The organism is Sorangium sp. So ce295 (genome assembly GCF_051527405.1).
Lineage (GTDB): Bacteria > Myxococcota_A > Polyangia > Polyangiales > Polyangiaceae > Sorangium > Sorangium cellulosum_B.
Genome location: NZ_CP150324.1, coordinates 6,794,791 through 6,819,677, shown reverse-complemented (window position 1 = coordinate 6,819,677; position 24,887 = coordinate 6,794,791). Strand labels below are relative to the sequence as shown.

Sequence of the window (24,887 nt, the reverse complement as noted above, 5' to 3'; positions counted from 1 at the left end):
CCGCGGTCCGCCCGTCACCGGGGTCGACGACGCTGGCGGGCGCGACGATGGCGTACCGCGCTCAGGGCTCATCGCTCGTGGAGGTCGGCGGGACGATCAAGCACTACGAGATCATCCGCGAGCTCGGGCAAGGCGGCATGAGCATCGTGTACCTGGCCCGGGACACGAAGCTCGGGCGCCTCGTCGCGATCAAGCTGCTGATCGAGTACAGCGGTCAGGGGATCGAGCGCTTCCTGGCCGAGGCGCGTGCCACGGCGAGCTGCCGGCACGAGAACATCGTGGTGATCCACGAGGTGGACGAGCTCCGTGGACACCCGTACCTCGTGCTCGAGTACATCAAGGGTCGGACGCTGAGCCAGTGGCGAGCCGAGCGCGAGCGCTCCGGCGCGCCGGGCCCGATGGCGGTCGAGCTGGTTGTCGAGCTGATGATCCCGGTGGTCCGCGCGCTGGTCTGCGCGCATGAGCTCGGGATCGTCCACCGCGATCTCAAGCCGGAGAACATCCTCATCGACGACGCAGGGTGCATCAAGGTGGTCGACTTCGGGATCGCCAAGCAACTCGATGCCAAGCTGCTATCGACGCTCACGGAGGCGCGGGGGGAGCTCCCGGGAGATGATGAACAGAGCTTTCGGAGCGCGCTCGTCGGAACGCCGTCCTACATGTCGCCCGAGCAATTGCTGGGTGAGGACGTGGACGCGCGCAGCGACCTCTGGGCCGTGGGCATCCTCCTGTACACGCTGCTCGCGGGGGCGCACCCGCTCGACCCATCGCCGATCGAGCGGCTCGCGGACATCGTGAACTTCGATGTTCCCATGCCGCGCGTCAGCGCGCGGCGCCCTGATGCGGGCGCGCTGGGCGCCCTCGTCGACCGGTGCCTGAAGAAGCGGAAGGACGAGCGCATCGGCTCGGCCAGGGAGCTGCTCGCCGAGCTCGAGGCGCTGCTGCCCGGTCGCAAGGCGCCCGGGCTCGGCGAGGACGACTGCCCGTTCGCGGGGCTCTCCGCGTTCCAGGAGTCGGACGCCGCGCGCTTCTTCGGCCGCGATCGGGACGTGACCGCCATGACGGCGCGGCTGCGCTACCAGCCGCTCGTCACGGTCGCCGGGCCCTCCGGGGCGGGCAAGTCGTCGTTCGTGCGCGCGGGGGTGATCCCGGCCTTGAAGCGCTCCAGCGACCGCTGGGAGACGTTCACCCTGCGCCCAGGGCGCCACCCGATGTCGGCGCTCGTCGATGTGCTCGCGCAGGTGGCCGAGTCCGAGCGCGCGGGCGCGCCGGCGGGCCCGGTCGAGCTCACCGGGAACGGCGGGATCATCGCCACCTTGAGCGCGCAGCCGGGCTACCTGGGCGCCCGGCTGCGAGCGCGCTGCCGCCGTCAGGGGACAAGGCACCACATCTTGCTCTTCGTCGATCAGTTCGAGGAGCTGTACACGCTCGGCGCGAGCCGCGAGGAACGTGCGGCGTTCGTGGCCTGTCTGGAGGGCGCGGCCGACGACGCCTCGTCGCCCCTGCGGGTCCTGCTCGCGATTCGCTCGGACTTCCTCGATCGCGTCGCCGATGACTACGAGTTCATGACCCACGTGACACGCGGTCTCTCCTTGCTGCCGCCCATGGGGCGGGAGGGCTTGCATGACGCCTTGACAAGGCCGCTGGACGCCGCCGGTCTTCGCTTCGAGACCGCCGAGATGGTCGAGCACATGCTGGACACGCTGGAGAGCACGCGCAGCCCCTTGCCGCTGCTGCAATTCACGGCCGCGAAGCTGTGGGAGGCGCGGGACCGCGCGCGCCGGCTGCTGACGCGGGACAGCTATGAGCAGCTCGGCGGCGTCGCCGGGGCGCTCTCGGCGCATGCGGACGCGGTGCTCTCGGCGCTGCCGGTGCGCGAGCAGCGGCTGGCTCGGGCGGTGCTCGTGCGCCTTGTCACGCCCGAGCGCACGCGCGCGGTGGTCAGCCTGGACGAGCTGTGTGAGCTCGCACAGGACAGCGAAGGCCACGCCGGTGAGGCGATCGCGCAGGTGGTCCAGCACCTGGCCGGTGCGCGGCTGCTGCTCACCGAGGCCGGTGGAGAGCGCGAGGGCACGACCGTGGAGCTGGTCCACGAGTCGTTGATCGAGCGGTGGGCAAAGCTCGGGCAGTGGCTGGCCGAGAGCGAGCAAGACGCGCAGTTCCTTGCCCGGCTGCGCGCCGCGGCCCAGCAGTGGGAAGCGAGCGGCCACGCCGAGGGGCTGCTCTGGCGCGATCGCGCGGCGCACGAGGCCCGAGCGTGGCGTGAGCGCCGCCGCGCCGAGCAGGGCGCCGAGTGGCGCGTCGGGCTCGGCCAGCGCGAGGAGCGCTATCTCCTTGCCGTCGTGGCCCTCATGGATCGCGCGCGGCGGCTGCGGCGGCAGATCGCCATGGGCGTGATCGCGACGCTCACCGCGATCGCGCTCATGGTGTCCTATCTCGCGATCAGCGCCGATCGGCAAGCCAGGCGCGCCGAGCAGCAAGCCGCGCGCGCCGATCAGGAAACGGCCCGTGCGCAGGCCGAAGCCCTGCAAGCGCGCAACGCCACCCGCATGGCCGCGGCGCGCGAGCTGCAGGCCGACCCCACGACAGTGCTCGCGATATTGCGGGAGGTCGAGCCGTCCGATGTCCCGCGAGGGTGGGACTTTCTCGCGCGCTGGGCGCTGCACAGCTGGCTCGCTCGTGCGGTGTTCACCCATCCGGATGGGCTCAATTCTGCGGCGTTCAGCCCCGACGGCAAGCGCATCGTCACGGCGTCGTGGGACAAGACGGCGCGGGTGTGGAACGCCGATGGCGCGGGCGAGCCCGTGGTCCTGCGGGGGCACAGCAAGGCGATCTGGTCTGCGGCGTTCAGCCCTGACGGCAAGCGCATCGTCACGGCGTCGTGGGACAAGACGGCGCGGGTGTGGAACGCCGACGGCACGGGCGAGCCGCTGGTCCTTCGTGGCCACGAGGAGCGTGTCGCGGGCGCGGCGTTCAGCCCCGATGGCAGGCGCATCGTCACGGTGTCCCAGGACAAGACGGTGCGGATATGGAACGCCGACGGCACCGGAAGTCCCCTGATCCTTCGGGGCCATGAGAATCTGGTTCGTTCCGTGGCATTCAGCCCCGATGGCAAGCGCATCGTCACGGCGTCGTGGGACAAGACGGCGCGTGTGTGGAGCGCCGATGGCACGGGCGAGCCGCTGGTCCTTCGTGGTCACGAGGACGTGCTCAACGCTGCGGAGTTCAGCCCTGACGGCAGGCGCATCGCCACCGCGTCGTCGGACAAGACGGTGCGGATGTGGAACGCCGACGGCACCGGCGAGCCCTCGGTCCTCCGGGGGCACGAGCAGGAGGTATCCCATGTGGCCTTCAGCCCCGACGGCAAGCGCATCGTCACCGTGTCCCGCTGGGACAAGAGAGTGCGCGTGTGGAACGCCGATGGCACGGGCGAACCCATGATCCTTCGCGGTCACGAGGATGGGGTGTATTCGGCGGCTTTCAACCCCGACGGCAGGCTCATCGTCACCGCCTCCAATGACAGGACGGTGCGCGTGTGGAATGTCTCCGGTACGACGGAGCCGTTCGTCTTTCGGGGACATGAGAATGCGGTCTATTCGGCGGCGTTCAGCCCTGATGGCAAGCGCATCGTCACCACGTCGTATGACAAGACAGCGCGGGTGTGGAACGCCGACGGGTCGGGTCAGCCTTTGATTCTCCGCGGTGAGGCTCCGGTCTATTCGGCGGCGTTCAGCCCTGATGGCAAGCGCATCGTCACCGGGTCGTATGACAAGGCAGCGCGGGTGTGGAACGCCGACGGCTCCGGTGAGCCCATCGTGCTTCGTGGTCATGAGGACCGGGTCTGCGCTGTGGCGTTCAGCCCCGACGGCGAGCACATCGTCACCGGGTCGTATGACAAGACAGCGCGGGTGTGGAACGCCGACGGCTCCGGGGAATCGACGGTGCTGCGTGGTCACGAGGATTGGGTCCAATCTGCGGCGTTCAGCCCTGACGGAAGGCGCATCGTCACGGCGTCCCGCGACGAGACGGTGCGGGTATGGAATGCCGATGGCACGGGCGAGGCGCTGGTCCTTCGTGGTCACGAGGCTCAGGTCAACAAGGCGTCGTTCAGCCCCGACGGTGAGCGCATCGTCTCGGCGTCATGGGACAAAACAGCGCGGGTGTGGAACGCCGGCGGCGGGGGCAAGCCCCTGGTCCTCCGGGGACATGAGCACTGGGTGCTGTCTGCGGCGTTCAGCCCCGAGGGCAAGCGCATCGTCACCTCGTCCGAAGACGGGACGATACGGGTATGGAATGCCGATGGCACGGGCGAGGCGCTGGTCCTCCGCGATTCGGAGTCTCCGGTCAACAGCGTAGCGTTCAGCCCCGACGGCAAGCGCATCGTGAGCGGGTCGGACGACAAGGTCGTGCGCCTGTGGACCGATCTCGAACCGCTGCACGGCGTCGATGACCCGAAGCTGTGGACCGCGACCACCTACTGCATGCCGATCGAGCGGCGAATTGAGCTCCTCCGCGTTCCCGAGGCCATGGCCAGGGCTCATCAGGAAGACTGCCTGCGCCGCGTCGAGGCGGCCCGCGTGGCCGGCCCTGGGTCCCAGCCAGGCTCGGCTGCCCGACCGAGCGACACCGCCGGTCGATGACGAGCACCCTCCCTCGAGCGCGCCCTCACCCCGCCCGCAGCCTCCACACCGCGGGCCGCAGCAGCAGGAGCGGCGCTGCAAACCCCGCGATGACGAACGCCCAGACCGTCGCCTCCACGCCGAGCCGCCCCGCGAGCCAGCCGGCCGCCAGGGTGCCCGCCGGCAGGAGCGCCCCGGTGAGCACATGGAGCGTGGCGTCGACCCGGCCGAGCACGTGCAATGGCAGGATGGATTGCCGGGCGCTCACCGCGTGGATCATGAACGCCATGAGGAACGCGTCCCCGATGAGCTGGTGTACCACGAGGGCAGGCACCGCGAGCCGCCCGAGCTGCGCCGCCAGCGGGATGAGCGCGCAGCTGGCTTGACTCATGAACAGGCTGAGGATCATCGCCGGCCCGGCGCCCAGGCGTCGGCCCAGCCAGCCCGCGAGGAAGCTGCCGCCCAGCGCGCCGATGCCGCCCACGCTGATGATCAGCCCGACCGTGGTCGTGTCCAGCCGCAGGTGCTCCAGGAGATAGAGCATGTACAGCGCGGAGAAGACCCCGCCGAGCAGGAGGGCGTGGGCGGCCATCGCCAGGAACGTCGCCCCGACCACGGGGTGGCCCAGGCCGTGGCGCAGCCCGACCCGGAGATCCTCGACCAGCGAGGCGCCCCCATCGCCTCCGCCGCCCGCGGGGACGGCCGGCGCCTCCGCCGCCCGGATGCGCCCGAGGAGCGCCGCCGACACGAGATACGACAGCGCGTCCACCACCATCGTCACGGGCGCCGTCAGCGCCTGGATCAGGATGCCCGCGGCGCCGGGGCCGGCGATCTCCGCGGCGGCCTCGGTCCCCTCCAGCCTGGCGTTTGCCTTGACCAGGTGGTCCTGCCCCACGAGCGCCGGCAAGTAGGCGTTGTCGGCGATCTGGAACAGCGACGTGGCCATGCCCACCAGCGCGGCCACCACGGAGAGCTGGAGCAGGGTGAGCGTGCCGGTCCAGGCCGCGATCGGGACCGAGAGGATCAGCGCCGCGCGCGCGAGATCCGCGCCGACGAGGAGCGGCCGCTTGCGCGAGCGATCGACGAGCCCGCCCGCGAAGAGCCCCACGAGGACGGCCGGCGCGGTGGACACGGCGGAGAGGACGGCCACGCCCGACGCGTCGGCCCCGAGGCTCACGATGGCGATCACGGGCAGCGCCGTGCGGCTGACGCGACTGCCGACCGCGCTCACCGCCTGCGCCGCCCAGAGGCGCAGGAAATCGGGATGATGGGAGAGGCCGGCGGGAGCAGGGGACGGAGGGGACATCGTCTGGGGCGGGAGCAGAGCAGAAAAGAGGAGGGAAGGAGAAGCGCGCACTATCGAACACGGCGGATCGGAGGCCGCGCGATCACCGCGCACGGCTTCGTCGGGTTCTCGAAAGACACCGCCGTCCTCCCCGGACCGTCCATCGAGAACGCAGCTCGCTGGATTGCGCCGGGGCGCCCGCATCCCGCTCGCCTCTCCGGGCAGGCGCGGCTACGAAGGCAGCCCTGGAGTCCCACGCGACCATGCCCACGCTGCTGCGTTCACCGGCCACCAGGCTCGGCGCCGCGCTCGTCGCGATCGCGATGGCGCTCGTCGGCTTCCTGCCCCTCTTCGACGGCCCCGGCTACGAGAGCGCGCTCGCCGCCGGCCTGATCGTCCCGGGCGCCGCGGCGATCGTGACCGCCCTCGACGTCGCCGCGCATCGGCCGCCGCCTGTCGAGGCGTTCCGCCGCGGCGTCGCGAGCGGCGCCCTGCTCGCGGTCGTCGCGTACGCCACCACGCTGGCGCACGGCCTGCGCGCGGGCTTCTGCGATGTGCTCGGCGGCTCGGCGCACTTCGCCCTCGGACCCGGGCTCGGCGCGGCGCTCGGCGGCGCCTGGGGCGCCGTCGCGGGCGAGCTCGCCGCCGGCATCCGCCGCGACGACGCCGCGCCTCCCCGCCCGGCGTGGCGGCGCCGGCTCATCGCCGTCCTCGCGGCGCTCGCCGCCCCCCTCGGCGCGATCGGCGTGAGCGCCGTCCGCTTCTACACGAGCCCGATCGTCTTCGCCTACGACCCCTTCGCCGGCTTCTTCAGCGGCACCCTCTACGACACGGTCGTCGACGCGTCCGGGCTGCTGACGTACCGCGCGGGGACGCTGGCCACCCTGTTCGCCGCGTCGGCGCTCGCGCAGCACCTCGTGCACGACGCGGGCGGGCGCGTGTCGTTCCAGCCGCAGGGCCGGCCCGGGCTGCTCCTGCTCGGCGTCGCGAGCGCCGCGCTGAGCGCCACGACCGTCCTGGAGGGCGCGCGCCTCGGCCACTTCCAGACCTCCGAGAGCATCGCGGCCGAGCTCGGCGCGCTCTCGAAGGGCCAGCGCTGCGAGGTCGTCCACCCGCGCGGCGTGCGCGAGGCCGACGTCCAGCGCTTCGTGCGCGAGTGCGACGCCCACATCGAGGCCGGCGAGCGCTGGCTCGGGGCGCCCGCGGTGGTCGACGGCCAGCCGCTCCGGGTCCGCGCCTACCTGTTCGAGAGCGCGGCGCAGAAGGGCGCGCTCATGGGCGCGTCGCGCACGTACGTCGCGAAGCCGTGGCGCCGCGAGGTGTACCTGCAGGCCGCCGGCTACCCGCACCCGACGCTCGGGCACGAGATCATGCACGTGCTCGCCGGCGCCTTCGCCCGCGGCCCGTTCAAGGTCGCCGGGCGGCTCGGCGGGTGGCTCCCCGACCCGGGGCTCATCGAGGGGATCGCCGTCGCCGGCTCGCCAAGGGAGGGCGAGGACCTGAGCCCGCGCGCGTGGGCCAAGGCGATGAAAGATCTCGGGATCCTGCCGCCGCTCGCGCGCCTGTTCGCGCTCGGCTTCCTCGCCGAGAACTCGTCGACCGCCTACACCGTGAGCGGCGCGTTCGTCGGCCACGTGCGCGCGACGTACGGCGCAGACGCGGTGCGCGCCTGGTACGGCGGCAAGGCGCTGCCGGAGATCACCGGCGCCTCGTGGGAGGTGATGGAGCGCGCGTGGCACGCCGATCTCGACGCGCTCACGCTCCCCGACGCGGCGAAGGCGCAGGCGAAGGCCCGCTTCGATCGGCCGGCGCTCTTCGAGCGGCGCTGCCCGCACGTGGTCGACGCGTGCACCCACGAGGCGGAGGAGCTGCGCGCGCGCGGCGACCACGAGGGCGCGATCGCCGCGTACCGGCGCGTGCTGTCGCTCGACCGGAGCCCCGCGCCGCGCATCGCCATCGCCGAGACGCGGCTCGCCAGCGACGCGCCCGGCGAGCGGAGCGAGGGGATCCGCGAGCTCGAGCGCATCGCCGGGGACGGGTCGATCCCGCGCCACCTGCGCGACCGCGCGGCGGAGCGGCTCGGCGACGTCGCGCTCGCGGCGGGTGACCGGGAGCGCGCGGCGTCGTGGTACGGCGAGGTCGCCGGCCGGCTCGTCGACGAGGACCGGCTCCGGACCCTCGACGTGAAGATCGCCGCCGCGAACGACGAACGCGCCCGCGCGGCCATCGTCGAGCTGCTGATCGGCACGCGCGGCGGCGCGCCCGACAGGATCCGCGCGGCGGAGCTCCTCGGCGCGTGGACCGCGCAATCCCCGGGCGACGGCCTGCCGAGCTACCTGCTGGGCCGCCATTACCTGAGCGACGGCCGCTTCGATGAGGCCGCCGATCGCCTGGATCGGGCGCTCGCGGCCCACCTGCCCGTCCAGCGGGTCTGGATCGAGGCCGAGCGGCTGCGGCTCGTTGTCGCGTGCGGCGTCGAGGACGTCGAGACCGCCCGCAGGATGTTCGCCCAGTACGCAGCGCACGACGGGGCCGCCGGCACGGGGCCGGCCGTGAGCGAGGAGCGCCGGGACGCCGCCCTCCGCCTGCTCGAGCGCTGCGCCGGCGCGGCGGCCCTGCCTGCGTCCCCGGCGACCGCGGGCGACCCGCCGGCCGGAGAAAAGTGAAGAATGCCTCTCGTCCCTGCGCGCTGACGTGGTGAGATGTCGTGGAAATGCACGCAGAGCCTGCGAGCGAGAGGGTTGGCCGCCTCGTCGCGTTGAACGCCGTCCTCACCGTCGTGGCCCGCCACTCGAACCTGCTCCTGCCGAGGCCGTTCGAGGAGCTCGCCGGGGCCGTCGGCCGGTTCGCCGCGTTCCAGCTCTTCGCGGTGGTGTTCCCGGAGCCGGAGGGCGGGCTCCGCGCGTACTCGGTCTTCCGCAGCGACGCGCTCGCCGCCGCGCCGTTCGGCGCGCGCCTGCCGGCGCCCGCGGCGCTCTTCCGGCGGGTGTTCGCCGAGGGCGAGCCGTTCTCCTGCGACGACGCCCGCGCGGGGAACGCCCTCGCCCAGATGGGCGCCAGCGAGGGGTGCCTCTCGTACGTCGCGCTCCCGGTGCGGGCCACGCCTCCTGGCGCCGAGCCCGGCCACCCCGCCGCGCGCTCCGCGCCGGCCGGCGCCGGGGCCGGCGGCTTCGGCTGCCCGATCATCGCGGCGCTCGTCGTCGGCTACGGGGAAGCCGGCGCGGCGGCATCGGCGCCGATCCCGCTCCTCGAGGAGATCGCCGACGCGCTCGGCGCCGGCCTGGATCGCTCGCTGCGCGTCGTCGCCGGGGAGCGCGAGGCCGCCGAGCGGCTGCTCAGGATCCGCGAGCTCGAGGAGCAGCACCGGAACCTCCTCGACAACGCGCCGCTCATCATCTTCCGGCTCGATCCCGAGTCCGGCGAGCTCTCGTTCCTGAACCGGCACGCCGAGCGGCTCCTGGGCGTGCCGGTGGCCGAGGCGCTCAGGACGCCGGGCTTCCTCGGGGAGGCCCACGCCGATCCGGAGGGCGTGATGTGCTTCGAGGACGCGGTCGCGCGGGCCAAGCTCGGGGCCCCGTCGGCCTCCTACGAGGCGCGCCTGCGGCGGCGGGGCGGCGACGCGATCACCGCGCGCGGCACGGTGTACCCGCTCGTCTCGGATCGCGGCCGCGTGGTGGCGATCGAGGGCGTCCTCGCGGACGTGAGCACCGAGCACGCGGCGCGCACGCGGCTCATCCAGGTCGATCGCCTCTCGACGCTCGGCACGCTCGCGGCCGGCGTGGCGCACGAGATCAACAACCCCGCGGCGTTCATCCTGCTCGGCCTGGACATGCTCGACCGCCTCCTGCGCGGCCCGAACGTGCGCATGGAGGGCAGCGCCGCCTCCAGCGCGTCGGAGCTCGTGAAGGAGCTGCGCGACTCGATCAAGCGCATCGTCGACATCGTCCGCGATCTCAAGCTGTTCGCGAGCCCGCCGCAGCCCGAGGGCTCGCGCCGCACGCTGACGGACGCGAACCGCACGGTCGATTCCGCGCTGAGCCTCACGCGCGGCCAGATCATCGAGCGGGCGCAGATCGTGAAGAACCTGTCCGAAGTGCCGCCGATCCTCATGGATGACGGCCGGCTCGGCCAGGTCATCGTGAACCTCCTCGTCAACGCCGCCCAGGCGATCCCGAAGCCGGGCTCGAAGCACGAGGCCCGCGATCAGACGGTGACGGTCGAGACGCGGAGCGACGGGGAGACGGTCGAGATCGTGGTGAGCGACACCGGCGCCGGCATCGCGGAGGAGAACCTGCCGCGCATCTGGGCGCCCTTCTTCACGACGAAAGGCCCGGAGGTCGGCACGGGGCTCGGGCTGTCGATCAGCCGCGAGATCATCGAGCGCGCGGGCGGGCAGATCACGGCGGAGAGCCCCGTCCCGGGGAGCGTCCCGCCGGGCGGCGCGCGCTTCATCATCTCGCTGCCCGCGGCGGGGCGGACGGACGAGGCGACGCCGAGCGTCTCCCCTGTGCCGCGGCTCGTCTCGAAGCGGGTGCGCGTGCTCGTGGTGGAGGACGAGGCGTCGCTCGCCCGCGCGCTGTCCGAGCAGCTGGGCCGCGTGCACGAGGTGGCGCTCGCGCCGAGCGCCGACGCCGCGATGGGGATGCTCGCGGGCGGGCAGCGCTTCGACGTGGTGCTCTGCGATCTGCGCATGCCCGGCATGTCGGGCGACGTCTTCTACACGCGGATCCGCGAGAGCGATCCCGTGCTGGCCCAGGGGTTCATCTTCATGACCGGCGTGGGCTTCGGCGCCGATGTCGAGCGGTTCCTCGCCTCGTCGGGCCGCCCGCTCCTGGAGAAGCCGTTCTCCGCCGAGGACGCGCTCTCCGCGATCGCCGAGGTCGTCTCCGCGAACTCCGCGCCCCGCCCGGAGCCGCGCGACAGCAGCAGGTAAGAGGCGCCCGCGCTGTCGCCGTCCACGCGGCGCGCGATCAGCCGAGGAGCTGCGCGCAGATCTGCTGGAGCTCCCGCAGCACGTCCGGGGTGGCTTGCAAGGTGATCCGGGAGCGGTGCTCGCCCTCCTGGTAGCTCAGCGTGAGCACGACGACGGGCGCCGCGATCTTCGCGCCGCGGCTCGCGGCCGCGATCGTGTCGACGCGCCAGTCGACGCCGGTGAGCAGCTTGCCGTGGTCGAGCAGCGCGCCGCGCACGATCTCCCGCCGCACGACCGCTCGGGCCTGGTCGTAGCCGGCGAGCAGGATCGCCTGGAGCTCCTCGGCGCCCTCGCCCGGCGCGAGCGCCGCGAGGTCGGCCGCGAGCGCGGCGCGGTCGAGGTCACGCTTGCTCGCCTCGCGGACGAGGAATCGGCACGCCTTGAGCACGCGCGCGAGCGCCTCGGAGCCGACCTCGTGGCGGCGGCAGAACGCGTCGAGGAGCCGCTCCACGGCGGCGGGCACCGGCTCGCCGAGGCTCGGCCCGAGCGCCTCCCAGAGGCGCTGCCGCGCGCCCTCGGGCAGCTCCAGGAGCCGGCGCAGGTCGGCGGCGAGCTCCGGGGGCGGCGGCGCACCGCCGAGGCAGCGGAGCTCGGCACCGCGCGGGCTCACTTGCTCAGCTGGATCGGGACGTAGAGCGCCCGCATCGTCGCCGCCGTGCCCGCGCGCGTGTACCCGGCGAGGCCGAACAGGACGTTCCACCAGTGACCTTCCGGGGTCTCGCCGTACGAGAACAGGGGGACGAGGTGGAACTCCCACTCCTTGCCGTTCCGCACCCGGTGCTCCCGGTACACGGTGTTGAGCGCGACCTGCGTCACCGAGTTTGGATCCGCGAACCGGAAGAAGAACGGAAGGGCCACCGTGGTGCGCGACGTCGGCGACGCGAAGTCCCAGAGGAACGGCGCGACGACGAGGTGCGTCGCGTCGCGGTTCCTCCCCGAGTAGAAGAACGGATAGATGTCCGTCTCCCAGCCTGTGAGATCCCGCGTGTGCCGCACGAGCGGCGTGAGCCACGTGGTGTCGCTCAACCCGTGGCGCTTGAAGCGGCCATAGAACGGGAAGAGCACGAGATCATCGCTGCGCGGCGAGGTGTTCCGGTAATAGAACGGGAGCAGGAACGTCCGCTCGAGATCGATGGACGGATCACGGTATTGCCAGAAGAGCGGCGTGATCATGTCGAGCTCCGTCCGCCCTCGGTAGCGAGCGTAGCCCCAGGTCGCGAAGGTGCTCTCGCCCTCCTCGCCGCGCGCCTTCAGGAAGAGCGGCGTGATGAGCAGGCTCTTGTTGCCCTCGTACCCGTAGTGGAAGAACGGGAACAGCGTCGTGCGATCGTGGTTCTTGCCCCAGCTGTGCCAGTAGAAGGGCATGATGTTGAACACGTCGCCCTTGCGGGAGTGCTGCCACATCAGCGGGCCCCACACGTTCGTGGAGCGGTCTCCGACGTCGCTGTAGTGGTAGTAGTGCAGGAGCGGCGGGATGACCTCGTACTCGCTGCTCTCGTCGTGGCCGTAGAAGTAGAGGGGGGCCAGGCCGAGATCGATCTTGTCGGCAGAGCGCGTGTCGCACGCGGGGCCGCCCTTCCAGCTGCAGAAGAGGGGGCCGATCAGGTTGAAGCCGCTCCGCGCCGTGTGATGCGTGAAGGTCAGCAGGGGAGGGATGTGGAAGTAGCCGCTCCCGTCGTCGCGCTTGCCCTCGAAGAAGAGCGGCGCGAGCCAGTTGTCGTGCCGGCCCGGCTCTGCCTTCCGCCCCGGGCTCGCGGGGCGACCCTCGGACTCGCGGTGCATGAACGGGCCGACGATCGTCGTGTACGTGTTCTCGTCGCGGAGCTTCCAGAAGAAGGGGAAGAGCACGTCGGCGTCGACGTCCTTGCTCCGGCGGTTGTAGTAGAGCGGCGTCACCATCGTGGCGCGGTCGCCGGGCATCCGGCGCTCCGCCCACAGGGGGAAGACCGTCCTGAACTGGTAGCTGCCGCTCCGCTCGCTGTAATAGGGGCCGTACCAGTCGCGCTGGATCTCCTCGGCGCGCCCGCGCTCCCACTCGCCGACGTCGTTCGTGCCGATCTGCTTCTTGACCGCGGGCGGCACCGCCAGCGGGTCCTCCGGCAGGGTCGGCTCCTGGGTCTGGATCGGGCTCTCCTCGGACGTCGGCGCCGCGTGCGTCTCCGGCGTGCCGGGCGGCGGCTTCGGCGGCGCGCTCGCGGGCGGCGGCTGCGTCATGCCGGGCTGGCCGAAGCCGAGCTGCGCCGCCGCCACGGACGGCGCGGCGAGCGCGGCCAGCGCCGCGGCGAGCGACAGCGCCGATCCCGCGCGCCGAGCCCGGCCCCGCCCCTCGCCCGCCGGCGCGCCGCGCGCGCCTCGCGAGCAGCCCTGCGCTCCCATCGCCTCGGAGGTCAACGCGCTCCCCGCTGGCCGCCGGGCGACGCCTCGAGGGCCCGATCCGCGAGCACGCGCGCCGCACCCTCCAGCGGGATCTCCTCCTGCACGTGCGCCACGAGATCCTTGATCTGGAGCACGCCGCGCTCGATCTCCGCGTCCCCCAGGATCACGCAGAGCCGCGCGCCGAGGGAGTCGGCGCGCCGGAGCATCGCCTTGAGCCGCCCGCCGCGCCCGTCGAGCTCGACCGGGACGCCGAGCGCGCGCAGCTGCTTCGCCAGCACGAGCGCCTGATCCGCGCCGCTCTGGCCGAGCGGGGCGAGGAAGCAGCCAGGCCTCCGGCGGGGCGAGGCGCCGGGCATCATCGTGAGCAGCCGCTCCATCCCCATCGCGAAGCCGATCGCGGGCACGCTCGGCCCGCCGAGCCCCGCGACCATGGCGTCGTAGCGGCCGCCGCCCGCGAGCGTGCTCTGGGCGCCGAGATCGCCCGCGGTCGCCTTCACCTCGAAGAGCGTGCGCGTGTAGTAGTCGAGCCCCCGCACGAGCGACCGATCGACGACGTAGTTCACGCCGAGCACGTCGAGGCAGCGGCGCACGCCTTCCCAGTGCGCCCGGTCCGCGTCGTCGAGCAGGTCGAGGATCGACGGCGCGTCGCGCGACACCTCGTGATCGCGCTGGTCCTTCGAGTCGAGGATGCGCAGGGGGTTCTTCTCCAGGCGGCGCTGCGAGTCCTCGCTGAGCTCGGCCTTGCGCGGCGTGTAGTGGGCGAGCAGCGCCTCGCGGTAGCGCTCGCGCGTGCCCGCGCTGCCGAGCGAGTTCACGTGCACCACGAACTCGCCGACCCCGATGTGCTGCAGGAAGCCGGCGACGAGGTCGATCGTCTCGGCGTCGCAGAGCGGACCGGGATCGCCGAAGAGCTCGCAGCCGGCCTGGTAGAACTGGCGGTAGCGCCCCTTCGCCGGCCGCTCGCCGCGGAACATCGGGCCGAGGTAGTACCAGCGGGTGACCGGCTCCTTCGCGTGGACCGCGTGCTCGACGTAGGCGCGCGCGGCGCCCGCGGTGCCCTCGGGGCGGACGGTGAGGTGATCGCCGTGGCGTTCGAAGGAGTACATCTCCTTCTCGACCACGTCCGTCGTCTCCCCCATCTGGTGCCGGAAGAGCTCCGTCGGCTCGAGCAGCGGCGTGCGCACCTCGGCATAGCCGTGGAGCTCCGCGTGGAGGCGGAAGGCCCCCTCGAGCTTGTGCCAGCGCTCCACCTCTTCGGGGAGGATGTCGTTCATCCCCCGTACCGCGCGCAGTTCCATCGCGCGGCGCTTATGGTCGGTGCTGGCGAGCGGGTCAAGCCGGTCGGATGCTTCCCGGTTACGCTCGGGTCTCGCCGGCGCGTCGCCCGAGGACTATGGGGTCTTTCCAGAGGCATGGCGAAGGCGAAGGCACGCGCTGCGGCGATCGATCTTGGGAAGGCCCGCGTGGGCGTGGCGGTGACCGACGAGCTCGGGCTCTACGCGCACCCGCGGCCGCTGCTCGACGGGCGAAACCGGAAGGCGCTCCTGGAGGCCCTTGCGGCGCTCGCTCGGGACGAAGGCATCACCCGGTTCGTCGTGGGGCTGCCGCTCGAGATGAACGGGGACGAGGGGCCCGCCGCGCGGCGGGCGGTGGCCTTCGCGCAGGCGCTGGCGGACGCGGCCGGCGTCGAGGTGGAGCTCGTCGACGAGCGGCTGACGACGGTCGAGGCGGCACGGCGGCTGCGCGACGGGGGCGTCTCGGGGCGGAAGAGCAAGGAGCGCGTCGACGGGGCGGCGGCCGCGCTGCTGCTCCAGGCGTGGCTGGACCGGCGCTAGGGCGGAGCTACCGGCTCTCGCTGCGGAGCAAGAGGTACGCGCCGGCGGCGCCGACCGCGCCGACCGCGAACAGCACGACGTCCCACATGGGCCACGCGACGCCGGCCGCGCGCCGGAGGACGACGGCCTCCACCACCCGCACGAGCAGCGACGCGAAGCCGTACGCGCACAGGCCGACCACGATCGGCCGGCGCAGGTTGTCGGCCAGATCGACCGCCTTCATGCTGTTGTTCCAGACGGTCTTGCGCACGTGGCTCGCGCTGATCAGCGCGGGGGTGATCAGCGCGAAGCCGATCCCGGACGCGAGCAGGACGGCCTCGAGGCCCGTCAGGTTGTCGGTCACCTGGCCGCCGCGCGAAAGGCGGATGATCGCGGTGACCAGCGTGACCAGGCTGCCGGCGACCCAGAAGAGGCCGAGCGCGAAGAGCAGCAGGATGAGCGGCCTCGCCATGCTCACCTGCTGCGCCTGGCGGAGCTGCATCGTCGGCGCCACGCGCGGCGCCGACGGCATCGACACGCGCGGCCCGGGCGACCCGGGGGCGTCGAGCTCCTTGGGCTCGGCCTCGCTTGTGTCGTAGAGCGCGAGCTCCGCGTCGAGCTCCTCCATCGTCTGGTACCGATGGCTGGGCTCCTTCGCCATGGCCCGCTGGATGATCATCTCGAGCGGCTCGGGGATGCTCGGCTCGAGCGAGCGCGGGCGGGGCGGGTCCTCGGTGAGGACCGCGGTGAGCGTCGCGGTCGGATCGTTGCGGTCGAACGGGCGGCTGCCGGTGAGGGCGCAGTAGAGGATCGCGCCGACGGCGTAGATGTCCGCCCGGTGATCGACGCGCTCGCCGCGGGCCTGCTCCGGCGCCATGTACGAGGGCGTGCCCATGATCATGCCGGTCTGCGTGAGCGCGGCGCCCGGCGCGTCGTCGACCTTGGAGATGCCGAAGTCGATCACCTTGGCCGTCGGCATCGCGAGGTCGCCGGTGAGGAACACGTTCTCCGGCTTCATGTCGCGGTGCACCACGCCCTTCGCGTGGGCCGCGGCGAGCGCCTTGCAGATCTGCCGGACGATCCGCACGGCGGGGCCGGTCTTCATCTTGCCGGCCTCGTTGAGGTAGTCGGCGAGCTCCTTGCCTTCGAGGAACTCGTTCACGAGGAACGGACGGCCCTCCGCGGTGCGGTGGACGTCGAAGACGGTGACGACGTACGGGCTCTGCACCGCGGCCGCGGCCTCGGCCTCGCGCTGGAAGCGCGAGATCACCTGGGGCTGCCGCGCGAACTCCGGGTGCAGCATCTTGATGGCGAACCGCTTGCTGGAGATCCGCGTGTGGCGCGCCTCGTAGACGCGCCCCATGCCGCCCTCGCCGACGACGCGCACGACCGTGTACGTCTCGTTGAGCGTCTTGCCGACGAGGTCGTCGCGGACCGCGTCGTCCTCCGACTCGTCGAGCGTCGCGGCGTCGCGCGGGCAAACCCTGAACTCGGCCGGGTACCGGACCCCGCAGGTGGGGCAGACCTTGGGGGTCGAGTTGTCGCTCCCGGTGGTCGGGAGCGCCGTGGCGGAAGCGGAAGAGGAGAGGCTCGTCATCGCGTTCGCGATATGAAGGTCCGACTGCGAGCCGCGCGCGTCCGACTGCGGTCGGGAGGCTTCGTCGGGGGGCCGCATGGTGCCGGGCATCGCCGACCGAGGGTAACCAATCGGCCGTTCTGGGGGTGACAAATCGCGCGGCCGTGTCGACCGCGTTGACGGACCGAGGCACCTGCGTATACTCGCGCGCTCCTCAGCTCACTGGCCTGAACTTCGCGGGCTCCCGCCACTACGGGCGTGGGGCTCACATTCAGGCGTCACTTGGCCAGCCGCCGGTCCCGTTCTTCCGTTTTCTTCGGAGAGGACGAGCCGGCCCGGACGCTCGGTAGCGCACCGGCAGGGCCATGGAGAGCCAGCCATGCTGCACTCGGTTCAGAAGACGGACATCATCCAGAAGTACGCGATCCACGACGGCGACACCGGGTCGCCGGAGGTCCAGATCGCCCTCCTCAGCGAGCGGATCAACCAGCTGCAGGAGCACTTCCGCACGCACCAGAAGGACCACCACTCCCGCCGCGGCCTGCTGAAGCTGGTGAGCCAGCGCCGCCGGCAGCTCGACTACCTGAAGCGCGTCGACATCGAGCGCTACCGCGGCCTCATCAGCCGCCTCAACCTCCGCAAGTAGCGCGATCCTCGGGCCGATCAGGCCTGAGGTCCCGGCGCGAGGCGTGCGCCGCACGCCCGCGCCGCGCGAGAGCAGGCGACCTCGCCTGCCGTCGGCCCGCTGGGCCTGTCTGTCCCACCTGCTGCTTCACCCCACCACCGGCGGTTTCCCCCAGCGGCTCGTCCGCGTGGGATCGGTCCTGCTCGCGGCCCGCACGCGCTCGGTCCGCCTCATCCGCGGCTCCGCGCGCGCCTTTCTGCACAAGCACCCCTGCGCGCGCGGCCGTTCCGCTCCCTTCCGTTCGGGAGGTTTGCGGGACGCACCCCTGAACGCCTGCGTTTTGCGCTGGCGAGAGTGGAGCGGACGCTCTAAGGAGGTCACTCATTGACCACGGACCGGCGGGGCGATCGGGCCTCGCCGTTCCCGAGCGCGGGCTCCGCGCGTCTTCGTCTTCGCTTCGTGCGCAGCAGGTCGGCTCCTGCGCAGGAACCGAGGAAGAAGAGCAGCCCCTCGCGCTCGGCGTAGCGCCGCACGCAGCGGCCCTCGCGATCGCGCGAGAGAGAGCTGAAATCCCAATGTTCGTTCGTGAATCCGTCATGGTGGGCGGCCGTGCCCTCACCCTCGAGACCGGCCGCCTGGCCAAGCAGGCTCACGGGGCCGTGCTCGTCACCTACGGCGATACGATGGTGCTCGTGACCGCCGTCTCGCAGGACGAGCGGCCGGGCCTCGACTTCTTCCCCCTCACCTGTGAGTTCGTCGAGAAGACGTACGCCGCCGGCAAGATCCCCGGCGGCTTCTTCAAACGCGAGGCGCGCCAGCGCGAGGAGGAGATCCTCTCGAGCCGCCTCATGGATCGCCCGCTCCGCCCCCTCTTCCCGGAGGGCTTCAAGCGGGACACGCAGATCATCGCGACCGTCCTCTCCAGCGACAAGCAGAACAAGGCGGACGTCCTCGCCCTGACGGGGGCGAGCGCCGCGCTGCACATCTCGGACATCCCCTGGCACGGGCCGGTCGTGGGCGTGCGCGTCGGCCGGCTCGACGGCGAGTTCGTGGCGTACCCCACGGTCGCCGACATCGAGCGCTGCGACATCGACCTCGTCGTCGCCTGCTCGCGCGACGCGATCGTGATGGTCGAGGGCGGCGCCGCGGAGGCGACCGAGGCGGAGATCATCGACGCGCTGATGTTCGCGCACGAGACCGCGCAGCCGGTCATCGATCTGATCGAGAAGATGCGCGCCGCGGTGGGCAAGCCGAAGCGCGAGTTCGTCGCGCCGGCGCTGCCGGACGAGATCAAGCGGCGCGTCGCCCAGATCGTCGACGAGGACCTGAAGGCCGCGACGAAGGTGACCGACAAGAAGGCGCGCTACGACGGCTACAGCTCGCTCAAGAAGAAGCTGACCGAGACGCTGAGCGCCGAGCTCGGCGCCGAGAAGCTCCTGCCCCTCCAGGGGCTCGTGAAGGCGGAGTTCGAGGAGCGCAAGGCGCACGTCGTCCGCACCTACGTGACCGAGGAGGGCAGGCGCATCGACGGCCGCGACGGCAGGAGCATCCGGCCGATCATGTGCGAGGTCGGCCTGCTCCCGCGCGTGCACGGCAGCGCCCTGTTCCAGCGCGGCGAGACGCAGGCGATCGTCACGACGACGCTCGGCACCTCGACCGACGAGCAGAAGATCGACGGCCTGATGGGGGAGACGTGGAAGCGCTTCTACCTCCACTACAACTTCCCCCCCTTCTCGACGGGCGAGACGAAGCCGCTCCGCGGCCCCGGCCGGCGCGAGATCGGCCACGGCGCGCTCGCCGAGCGCGCGCTCTCCCGGATGATCCCGGCGCCGGATCAGTTCCCGTACACGATCCGCATCGTGTCGGAGACGCTCGAGTCGAACGGCTCGTCGTCGATGGCGGCCGTCTGCGGCGGGTGCCTCTCGCTCATGGACGCGGGCGTGCCGATCAAGTCGCCCGTCGCGGGCATCGCGATGGGCCTCATCATGGAGGGCCAGCGCTACGCGGTGCTCTCGGACATCCTCGGCGACGAGGATCACCTCGGTGACATGGACTTCAAGGTCTGCGGCACCGCGCGCGGCGTGACCGCGATCCAGATGGACATCAAGATCGCGGGCCTGAGCCGGCAGATCCTGGCGCAGGCGCTGGATCAGGCGCGCGAGGGGCGGCTCCACATCCTGGGCAAGATGCTCGAGACGCTGCCGACCACGCGGCCCGAGCTCAGCCAGTACGCGCCGCGGATCACCACGGTGCGCGTGAAGCCCGACCAGATCCGGCTGATCATCGGCCCCGGCGGCAAGACCATCAAGGGCATCGTCGACCAGACCGGGGTCGCGATCGACGTCGAGGACGACGGCACGGTGAACGTCGCGTCGGCCGACTCCGACGCGGTGAAGAGGGCGCTCGACATCATCAAGGGCCTGACGGCCGAGCCCGAGGTCGGCGCGACCTACAAGGGGACGGTCAAGCGCATCACCGACTTCGGCGCCTTCGTCGAGATCCTCCCGAACACCGACGGCCTGCTGCACATCTCGGAGATGGCCCACACGCGCGTCGAGCGCGTCGAGGACGTCCTCAAGGAGGGAGATTCGCTCGACGTGAAGGTGCTGAGCGTCGATCGCGAGGGGAAGATCCGGCTGAGCCGGCGCGAGCTGCTCCCGCTCCCGGAAGGCGAGGAGGGCGATCGGGCGCGCGAGCGCATGGCGCAGGCGCGCGACGCCGGCCCGCCGCCGCGGCGCGATGGGCCGGGCGGGCGAGGCGGCGATCGCGGCGGCGATCGCGGATCGCGGCCCGGCATGGAGCGCGATCGTGGCGGGCCGCCGCGCGAGCGCCGAGAGCGCCGCTCCTAGTCACAAGACCTCAAGGCGGGACCTCATGCCGCGCTGCGGCGCGCGCCCGAGTCGTCCCGCCGCTCACTCCCCCTCCGAAAGATCTCCGATTCGCAGCGATCCGCGGCCGTGCGCGCGGGTCGATGCTGCGCACGGCCGGACGCCGCGCTCCGCTGCTGCGTTGACGCGCGCGTGCGCCGCGCCGCGCAGCGGCTCATTTCCCAGCTGCTTTGTTGGAATCCGGTGAAGTCCGCATGGCCCGTTCACAATCAGGGTAGTGTCGCGACCCCTGCTCGTGGCATGCTCCGCCCGTGCTCGTACGCAGAGCGAAAATCGTCTGTACCATTGGCCCTTCGTGTGACTCTCAAACGACGCTGGAGCAGCTCATCCGCGCCGGTATGGATGTCGCTCGACTCAACTTCTCTCACGGCTCGCATGAGGATCATGGCAAAGCAATCGCCACGGTCCGCGCGGCTGCGGAGGCATGCGGGAAGCCTGTGGCTATCCTGCAGGACCTCTGCGGCCCGAAGATCCGAGCCGGTCGCTTCCCCGGCAACACCTTCGAGGTGGCTGACGGGGCTTCGGTCACCCTGATCGAGGCGAACAGGGACAGCCCAGTCGCCACGCCCGGCGAGATCCCGATCCTCTATGAGGGGCTCGCGTCCGATCTGCAGCCGGGCGATGTCGTCCTGATCGACGACGGCCGCGTCGTGGTCACCGTCACCAAGGTCGACGGGGAGCGCGTCCACGCCGGCGTGACGCAGGGCGGACGCCTGCGCGATCGCGTCGGCGTGCACCTGCCCGCGAGGCGCGTGCGCATCTCGGCCCTCACCGAGAAGGACAAGGCCGACCTCAGCTTCGGCCTCGCGCAGGGGGTCGATTACGTCGCCCTCTCGTTCGTGCGCAACGCGGACGAGGTCCGGCACGTGCGCGACATCTGCGAGGCCTGGGGTCGCCCGACGCCGATCGTCTCGAAGATCGAGACGCCAGGCGCCATCGACAACCTCGAGTCGATCATCCTCGCCTCGGACGGGGTCATGGTGGCGCGCGGCGACCTCGGCGTGGAGTTCAACCCGGAGCGGGTGCCGATCATCCAGCGCGAGATCCTCGGCCTCGCGCGCGTGCACCAGAAGCCGGTCATCGTCGCGACCGAGATGCTCCAGTCGATGGTCACCGCGACGCGCCCGACGCGCGCCGAGGCGAGCGACGTGGCGACGGCCGTCTTCGACGGCACCGACGCGGTCATGCTCTCGCAGGAGACCGCGACCGGCGCGCACCCGCCGCTCGTCGTGCGGATGATGGCCCGCATCGTCACCGAGGCCGAGCAGAGCTCGTTCTACCGGTATCTCTCGAGCGAGCAGCCCGGCCAGCGCGCCAACGTCCCGGAGGCGACCGCGCGCGCCGCGTGCGACATCGCGAAGGACATCGGCGCGAAGCTCATCATCGCGTTCACCGAGAGCGGCCTCACCGCGCGGTACGCGTCGAAGGCGCGCCCCGTGGTGCCGATCGTCGCCTTTTCGCCGAACGACACGACGCGCCGGCGGCTCGCGCTGCTCTGGGGCGTGGTGCCGTTCCCCGTCGACGCGCTCCGGAACTCGGACGAGATGATCGAGCGCGCCACCGGGTACCTGCTTGCGAACGGCCTCGTCTCGCCGGGCGACAAGCTCGTCACCATCTTCGGCGCTCCCGTCGGTGTCTCGGGGTCGACCAACACGATTCGGGTGAAGGTCGTTGAATGAGCCTGCCCGCCCGCGATAGGGGCTCGTCGGGCGAGCAGGAATCCCTCTCCAGAAACGCGGGCGCAGAAGTCCTCCCGAAGCTCGAGAAATACGAGCTGATCGAGGAGCTAGGCCACGGCGGGATGGCCACGGTCTACCGCGCCCGCGACCCGCGGCTCCGCCGCGAGGTCGCCGTCAAGATCATCCACAAACACCTCCGGGAGAACGCGGAGGTCGGCACCCGCTTCGTCGCCGAGGCGCGCGCGGCGGCGAAGCTGCGCCACCCCGGCATCGTCGAGGTGTACGACGTCTCCAGCGAGCAGGACCGCGAGCGCTACCTCGTCGTCGAGCTGCTCCGCGGCGCCACGCTGCGCAAGATCCTGGGCGCCCACCGCGAGATGCCGGCCGAGATCGGCGCCGCGGTGGTGCTCGAGCTCTGCGACGCGCTGGAGCACGCGCACGCGTCGGGGATCATCCACCGCGACGTGAAGCCGGAGAACGTGCTCGTCGAGCTGCCCTCCGACCGTGCCGGCGAGAGCCGGGACGGCGCGAGCGTGGTGATCAAGCTCACCGACTTCGGCATCGCCAAGATCCTCGACGCTCAGGGCGTCACGTCGACGGGGCAGGTGCTCGGCTCTCCGGCGCACATGGCGCCGGAGCAGATCGAGGGCGGCGAGGTCGACGCGCGCACCGACGTGTTCGCGCTCGGGGTGCTCTTCTACGAGTGTCTCGTCGGGCACCTGCCCTTCGAAGGCAAGAACCCGGCGCAGGTGCTCCGCAAGGTGCTCGAGGGGATGTACCCGGAGGCCGAGCGCGAGCGAGCCACCGTGGGCGCGCGCTGGAGCCGGATCGTCGCGGGCGCCCTCGCGCACGACATCGCCGCCCGCCCGGCGACCCCTCGCGCGCTCGCGGATCAGATCAGGGCCGAGCTCACGGCGCTCGGGATCGCGGAGCCGCGCGCCGAGCTCGCCGCCTACTTCGCCGACCCGGCAGGCTACGCCGAGCGGCACGTCGCGCGGCTCGTCCCGCGCCTCGTGGCGCGCGCGGAGGCCGGCCGCAAGCGCGGCGACGTGCCCGGCGCGGCCGCCGACTACAACCGGGCGCTGGCCCTCGCGCCGAACGACCTCACCATCCTCAAGCGGCTCACGAAGCTGAACGCGAGCCGCAACCGGCAGAAGCTCGCGCTGCGCGCGCTGCTCGTCGCGCTGGGGTCGGTGGCGCTCGGCCTCGCTGCGTTCACGATCGCCCGCGCGCTCCGCGACCCGCCGCCGGTGGACGGGGACGCGCTCGCGGCGGCCGAGCCGCCGCCGACGCGCCCGACGCCGCCGGCGCCCATCAACGCCCTCGTCCCGTCGCCGAACGTGCGCGCGGTCGCGCCGAGCGCCACGGAGGCCGCGAGCGCGCCGCGGCCCCGCGCGCGGCCGCCGTTGCCGCACATCCCGCCCTCGGCCGCGCCGACGCAGGACGTTCCGGCGGTGCGCGACGTCGTCTTCCAGATCGTCCCGAGCGGCGCCAGGCTGGTGCTCGACGGCGTCGAGATCAGCTGGTTCGGCGCGAACAAGGTCACGCCCCTCAAGATCGGCACACACACCGTTCACATCAGCGTGCCGAACTCGCGGTGCTGCAAGCCGTACGCGGGCGTCATCTCGGTCGTGGCGCCGAAGCCCGGCGTCTCCGCGCCGCAGCGGATCATCCACAAGCTGGAGATCCTGCCCAGCACGGTCGTCCTGAGCGGCGCGCCGCCGAGCGCGCAGGTCGCGTGCCCGCAGATCGGCCTGATCGGCTACGCCGGAGCCCCGCAGGCCGTGACCTTGAACGACGTGTCCTGGAGCGGGAGCTGCCTCTTCACGCCCGCGACGCCGGAGGCCGCGCCGCGCGTCGGCAACGTGACGCTGGTGGCCGGCGAGCCGAACACGGTTTCCTGGCCGTCCGGCTGACGGCATTGCCGTCATTGTGGCGTCCGCTCCGGAATTCTCAGCATCCCCGTCCAAACTCCGCTACATCACGGCGCACCCCTTCCGCATGGCTGCGCGAACTCCAGGCAGGAGATCTCCCGGCGCTCGCTTCCCATCGGTCGGGGGCTGCCGCGCCCTGCGCGCGCCGCGGCGCCTCGCGGCGGCGGCGGCAGCCGCCCTCGGGCTCTGCTTCGCGGCGCCGGCGCGCGCCGACGACGTGCAGCAGTTCGAGCTCGCCAAGACGCGCTTCGACGCCGGGCACTACGAGGAGGCCGTGAGCCGCTTCGCGGCGATGCTCGATCCCGCGAACGCGCCCTGCGAGCGCGGCCCGATCGAGGCGGAGGGCAAGCCGTGCAGGATCTCCGAGCCCGGCCTGGTCGAGCGGGCGCGCGGCCTCGCCGCCGCGGCGCTCCTGGCGCTGCGGCGCACGAGCGAGGCCGAGGCGTACATCGAGAAGATCCTCCTCGACAACCCGGGGTACTCGCCGAACCCGGCGGTGTTCCAGCCCGAGGTCATCGATCGGTTCACCGCGGTCCGGGCGCGCATCCGGGCGCGCATCGAGGAGGTGACGCGGCAGAAGGCCGAGGCGCAGCGCGCGGCGCGGCTGCGGGTCGAGCGGGGCCGCGAGGACGAGCGCCGCTGGGTCGCCGAGATCCATCGCCTCGCCGGGCGCGAGCGGGTCGTGGCGCAGAACTCCCGCTGGACCGCGATGCTGCCCTTCGGGGTGGGGCAGTTCCAGAACGGCGACGATGGGCTCGGGTGGTTCTTCCTGGTGAGCCAGGCCGTCGCCGGCGGGACCTCGATCGTCTCGGCGTTCGCGCTGGCCAGCTACGAGAACGTCGACATATCGCAGAGGCCCTCGGGGCAGAGCGTCGACATCGACGCGCTGAACAGCCGTATCGGGACCGCTGCCGCCGTCAACCGCGTGGCCTTCGGGGCGTTCGCGACGCTCGTCGCGGCCGGGATCGCCCACGCGCAGATCACGTTCGTCCCGGAGCGGGTCTCCTTCCGGACGCGCCCCGTGCCGCCGCCGCCGAGCTTCACCGCCGCGCCGACGATCTCGGTGGTCCCCGGCGGCATGGTCGCGGGGCTCACCGGACGGTTCTGACCGGGGGCGCC

14 protein-coding genes are annotated in these 24,887 nt (G+C 72.1%); 9 read left to right on the top strand and 5 right to left on the bottom strand.

Translation table 11 applies throughout. The features are described from left to right. The first annotated feature begins 47 nt into the window (after positions 1–47). Positions 48–4,640 carry an nSTAND1 domain-containing NTPase gene (locus tag WMF11_RS25775; RefSeq protein ID WP_437979346.1) on the top strand — a complete coding sequence of 1,531 codons (4,593 nt, stop codon included), beginning with the start codon at positions 48–50 and terminating at the stop codon, positions 4,638–4,640. Positions 4,641–4,665: 25 nt separating this feature from the next. Here the strand turns inward: WMF11_RS25775 and WMF11_RS25770 are convergent, their stop codons facing one another. Continuing rightward, positions 4,666–5,925 (bottom strand): MFS transporter, encoded by a 1,260-nt coding sequence (locus WMF11_RS25770; protein WP_437910934.1) that lies wholly within the window; start codon positions 5,923–5,925, stop codon positions 4,666–4,668. 242 nt (positions 5,926–6,167) lie between these two features. Between WMF11_RS25770 and WMF11_RS25765 the strand changes: the two genes are divergently transcribed. Next, positions 6,168–8,570, top strand: a complete 2,403-nt coding sequence (locus WMF11_RS25765) for a hypothetical protein (protein WP_437979272.1) — start codon at positions 6,168–6,170, stop codon at positions 8,568–8,570. A gap of 47 nt (positions 8,571–8,617) precedes the next feature. After that, positions 8,618–10,837 (top strand): hybrid sensor histidine kinase/response regulator, encoded by a 2,220-nt coding sequence (locus WMF11_RS25760; RefSeq protein ID WP_437979345.1) that lies wholly within the window; start codon positions 8,618–8,620, stop codon positions 10,835–10,837. Between the two features lie 37 nt (positions 10,838–10,874). Here WMF11_RS25760 and WMF11_RS25755 read toward each other — a convergent pair whose 3' ends face one another. From WMF11_RS25755 to hisS, 3 genes are read right to left on the bottom strand one after another with little or no spacing between them, the layout of a single operon-like run. Beyond that, complete coding sequence (locus WMF11_RS25755; RefSeq protein ID WP_437540583.1) at positions 10,875–11,486, bottom strand: COMM domain-containing protein; 612 nt, start codon at positions 11,484–11,486, stop codon at positions 10,875–10,877. Beyond that, positions 11,483–13,267 carry a hypothetical protein gene (locus WMF11_RS25750; RefSeq protein WP_437979271.1) on the bottom strand — a complete coding sequence of 595 codons (1,785 nt, stop codon included), beginning with the start codon at positions 13,265–13,267 and terminating at the stop codon, positions 11,483–11,485. The genes WMF11_RS25755 and WMF11_RS25750 overlap by 4 nt, the downstream gene beginning before the upstream one ends. After that, a complete protein-coding gene (gene hisS, locus WMF11_RS25745; RefSeq protein WP_437979270.1) occupies positions 13,264–14,550 on the bottom strand; it encodes a histidine--tRNA ligase in 1,287 nt (428 codons plus the stop codon). The genes WMF11_RS25750 and hisS overlap by 4 nt, the downstream gene beginning before the upstream one ends. Before the next feature lie 114 nt (positions 14,551–14,664). Between hisS and ruvX the strand changes: the two genes are divergently transcribed. Then, the gene (gene ruvX, locus WMF11_RS25740) at positions 14,665–15,087 is read left to right on the top strand and encodes a Holliday junction resolvase RuvX (protein ID WP_437540578.1); all 423 of its coding nucleotides are present in this window, start codon (positions 14,665–14,667) and stop codon (positions 15,085–15,087) included. Positions 15,088–15,094: 7 nt separating this feature from the next. Here the strand turns inward: ruvX and WMF11_RS25735 are convergent, their stop codons facing one another. Further along, positions 15,095–16,663, bottom strand: coding sequence for a serine/threonine-protein kinase (locus tag WMF11_RS25735; protein WP_437540576.1), 1,569 nt, complete (start codon positions 16,661–16,663; stop codon positions 15,095–15,097). 358 nt (positions 16,664–17,021) lie between these two features. On the opposite strand from WMF11_RS25735, the gene rpsO reads away from it, so the two are divergent. The 5 genes from rpsO (at position 17,022) to WMF11_RS25710 (ending at position 24,876) form a co-directional block, all read left to right on the top strand. Next, positions 17,022–17,288 (top strand): 30S ribosomal protein S15, encoded by a 267-nt coding sequence (rpsO, locus tag WMF11_RS25730; RefSeq protein ID WP_272093461.1) that lies wholly within the window; start codon positions 17,022–17,024, stop codon positions 17,286–17,288. Positions 17,289–17,842: 554 nt separating this feature from the next. Next, on the top strand, positions 17,843–20,116 hold the full coding sequence (gene pnp, locus WMF11_RS25725; RefSeq protein WP_437555287.1) for a polyribonucleotide nucleotidyltransferase: 2,274 nt from the start codon (positions 17,843–17,845) through the stop codon (positions 20,114–20,116). A 290-nt stretch (positions 20,117–20,406) separates the two neighbouring features. Further along, positions 20,407–21,834 carry a pyruvate kinase gene (gene pyk, locus WMF11_RS25720; protein ID WP_437910927.1) on the top strand — a complete coding sequence of 476 codons (1,428 nt, stop codon included), beginning with the start codon at positions 20,407–20,409 and terminating at the stop codon, positions 21,832–21,834. Next, positions 21,831–23,750 carry a serine/threonine-protein kinase gene (locus WMF11_RS25715; RefSeq protein WP_437910926.1) on the top strand — a complete coding sequence of 640 codons (1,920 nt, stop codon included), beginning with the start codon at positions 21,831–21,833 and terminating at the stop codon, positions 23,748–23,750. Before pyk ends, WMF11_RS25715 begins: the two co-directional genes overlap by 4 nt. Positions 23,751–23,835: 85 nt before the next feature. Further along, positions 23,836–24,876 (top strand): hypothetical protein, encoded by a 1,041-nt coding sequence (locus WMF11_RS25710; protein WP_437910925.1) that lies wholly within the window; start codon positions 23,836–23,838, stop codon positions 24,874–24,876. Positions 24,877–24,887 lie beyond the last annotated feature (11 nt).

Excerpts from the sequence above, each read along its gene's own strand:
- WMF11_RS25775 (WP_437979346.1), top strand. The coding sequence starts at position 48 with ATGGCGTACCGCGCTCAGGGCTCATCGCTCGTGGAGGTCGGCGGGACG.
- WMF11_RS25770 (WP_437910934.1), bottom strand. The coding sequence starts at position 5,925 with ATGTCCCCTCCGTCCCCTGCTCCCGCCGGCCTCTCCCATCATCCCGAT.
- WMF11_RS25765 (WP_437979272.1), top strand. The coding sequence starts at position 6,168 with ATGCCCACGCTGCTGCGTTCACCGGCCACCAGGCTCGGCGCCGCGCTC.
- WMF11_RS25760 (WP_437979345.1), top strand. The coding sequence starts at position 8,618 with ATGCACGCAGAGCCTGCGAGCGAGAGGGTTGGCCGCCTCGTCGCGTTG.
- hisS (WP_437979270.1), bottom strand. The coding sequence starts at position 14,550 with ATGGAACTGCGCGCGGTACGGGGGATGAACGACATCCTCCCCGAAGAG.
- ruvX (WP_437540578.1), top strand. The coding sequence starts at position 14,665 with ATGGCGAAGGCGAAGGCACGCGCTGCGGCGATCGATCTTGGGAAGGCC.
- WMF11_RS25735 (WP_437540576.1), bottom strand. The coding sequence starts at position 16,663 with ATGACGAGCCTCTCCTCTTCCGCTTCCGCCACGGCGCTCCCGACCACC.
- rpsO (WP_272093461.1), top strand. The coding sequence starts at position 17,022 with ATGCTGCACTCGGTTCAGAAGACGGACATCATCCAGAAGTACGCGATC.
- pnp (WP_437555287.1), top strand. The coding sequence starts at position 17,843 with ATGTTCGTTCGTGAATCCGTCATGGTGGGCGGCCGTGCCCTCACCCTC.
- WMF11_RS25715 (WP_437910926.1), top strand. The coding sequence starts at position 21,831 with ATGAGCCTGCCCGCCCGCGATAGGGGCTCGTCGGGCGAGCAGGAATCC.
- WMF11_RS25710 (WP_437910925.1), top strand. The coding sequence starts at position 23,836 with ATGGCTGCGCGAACTCCAGGCAGGAGATCTCCCGGCGCTCGCTTCCCA.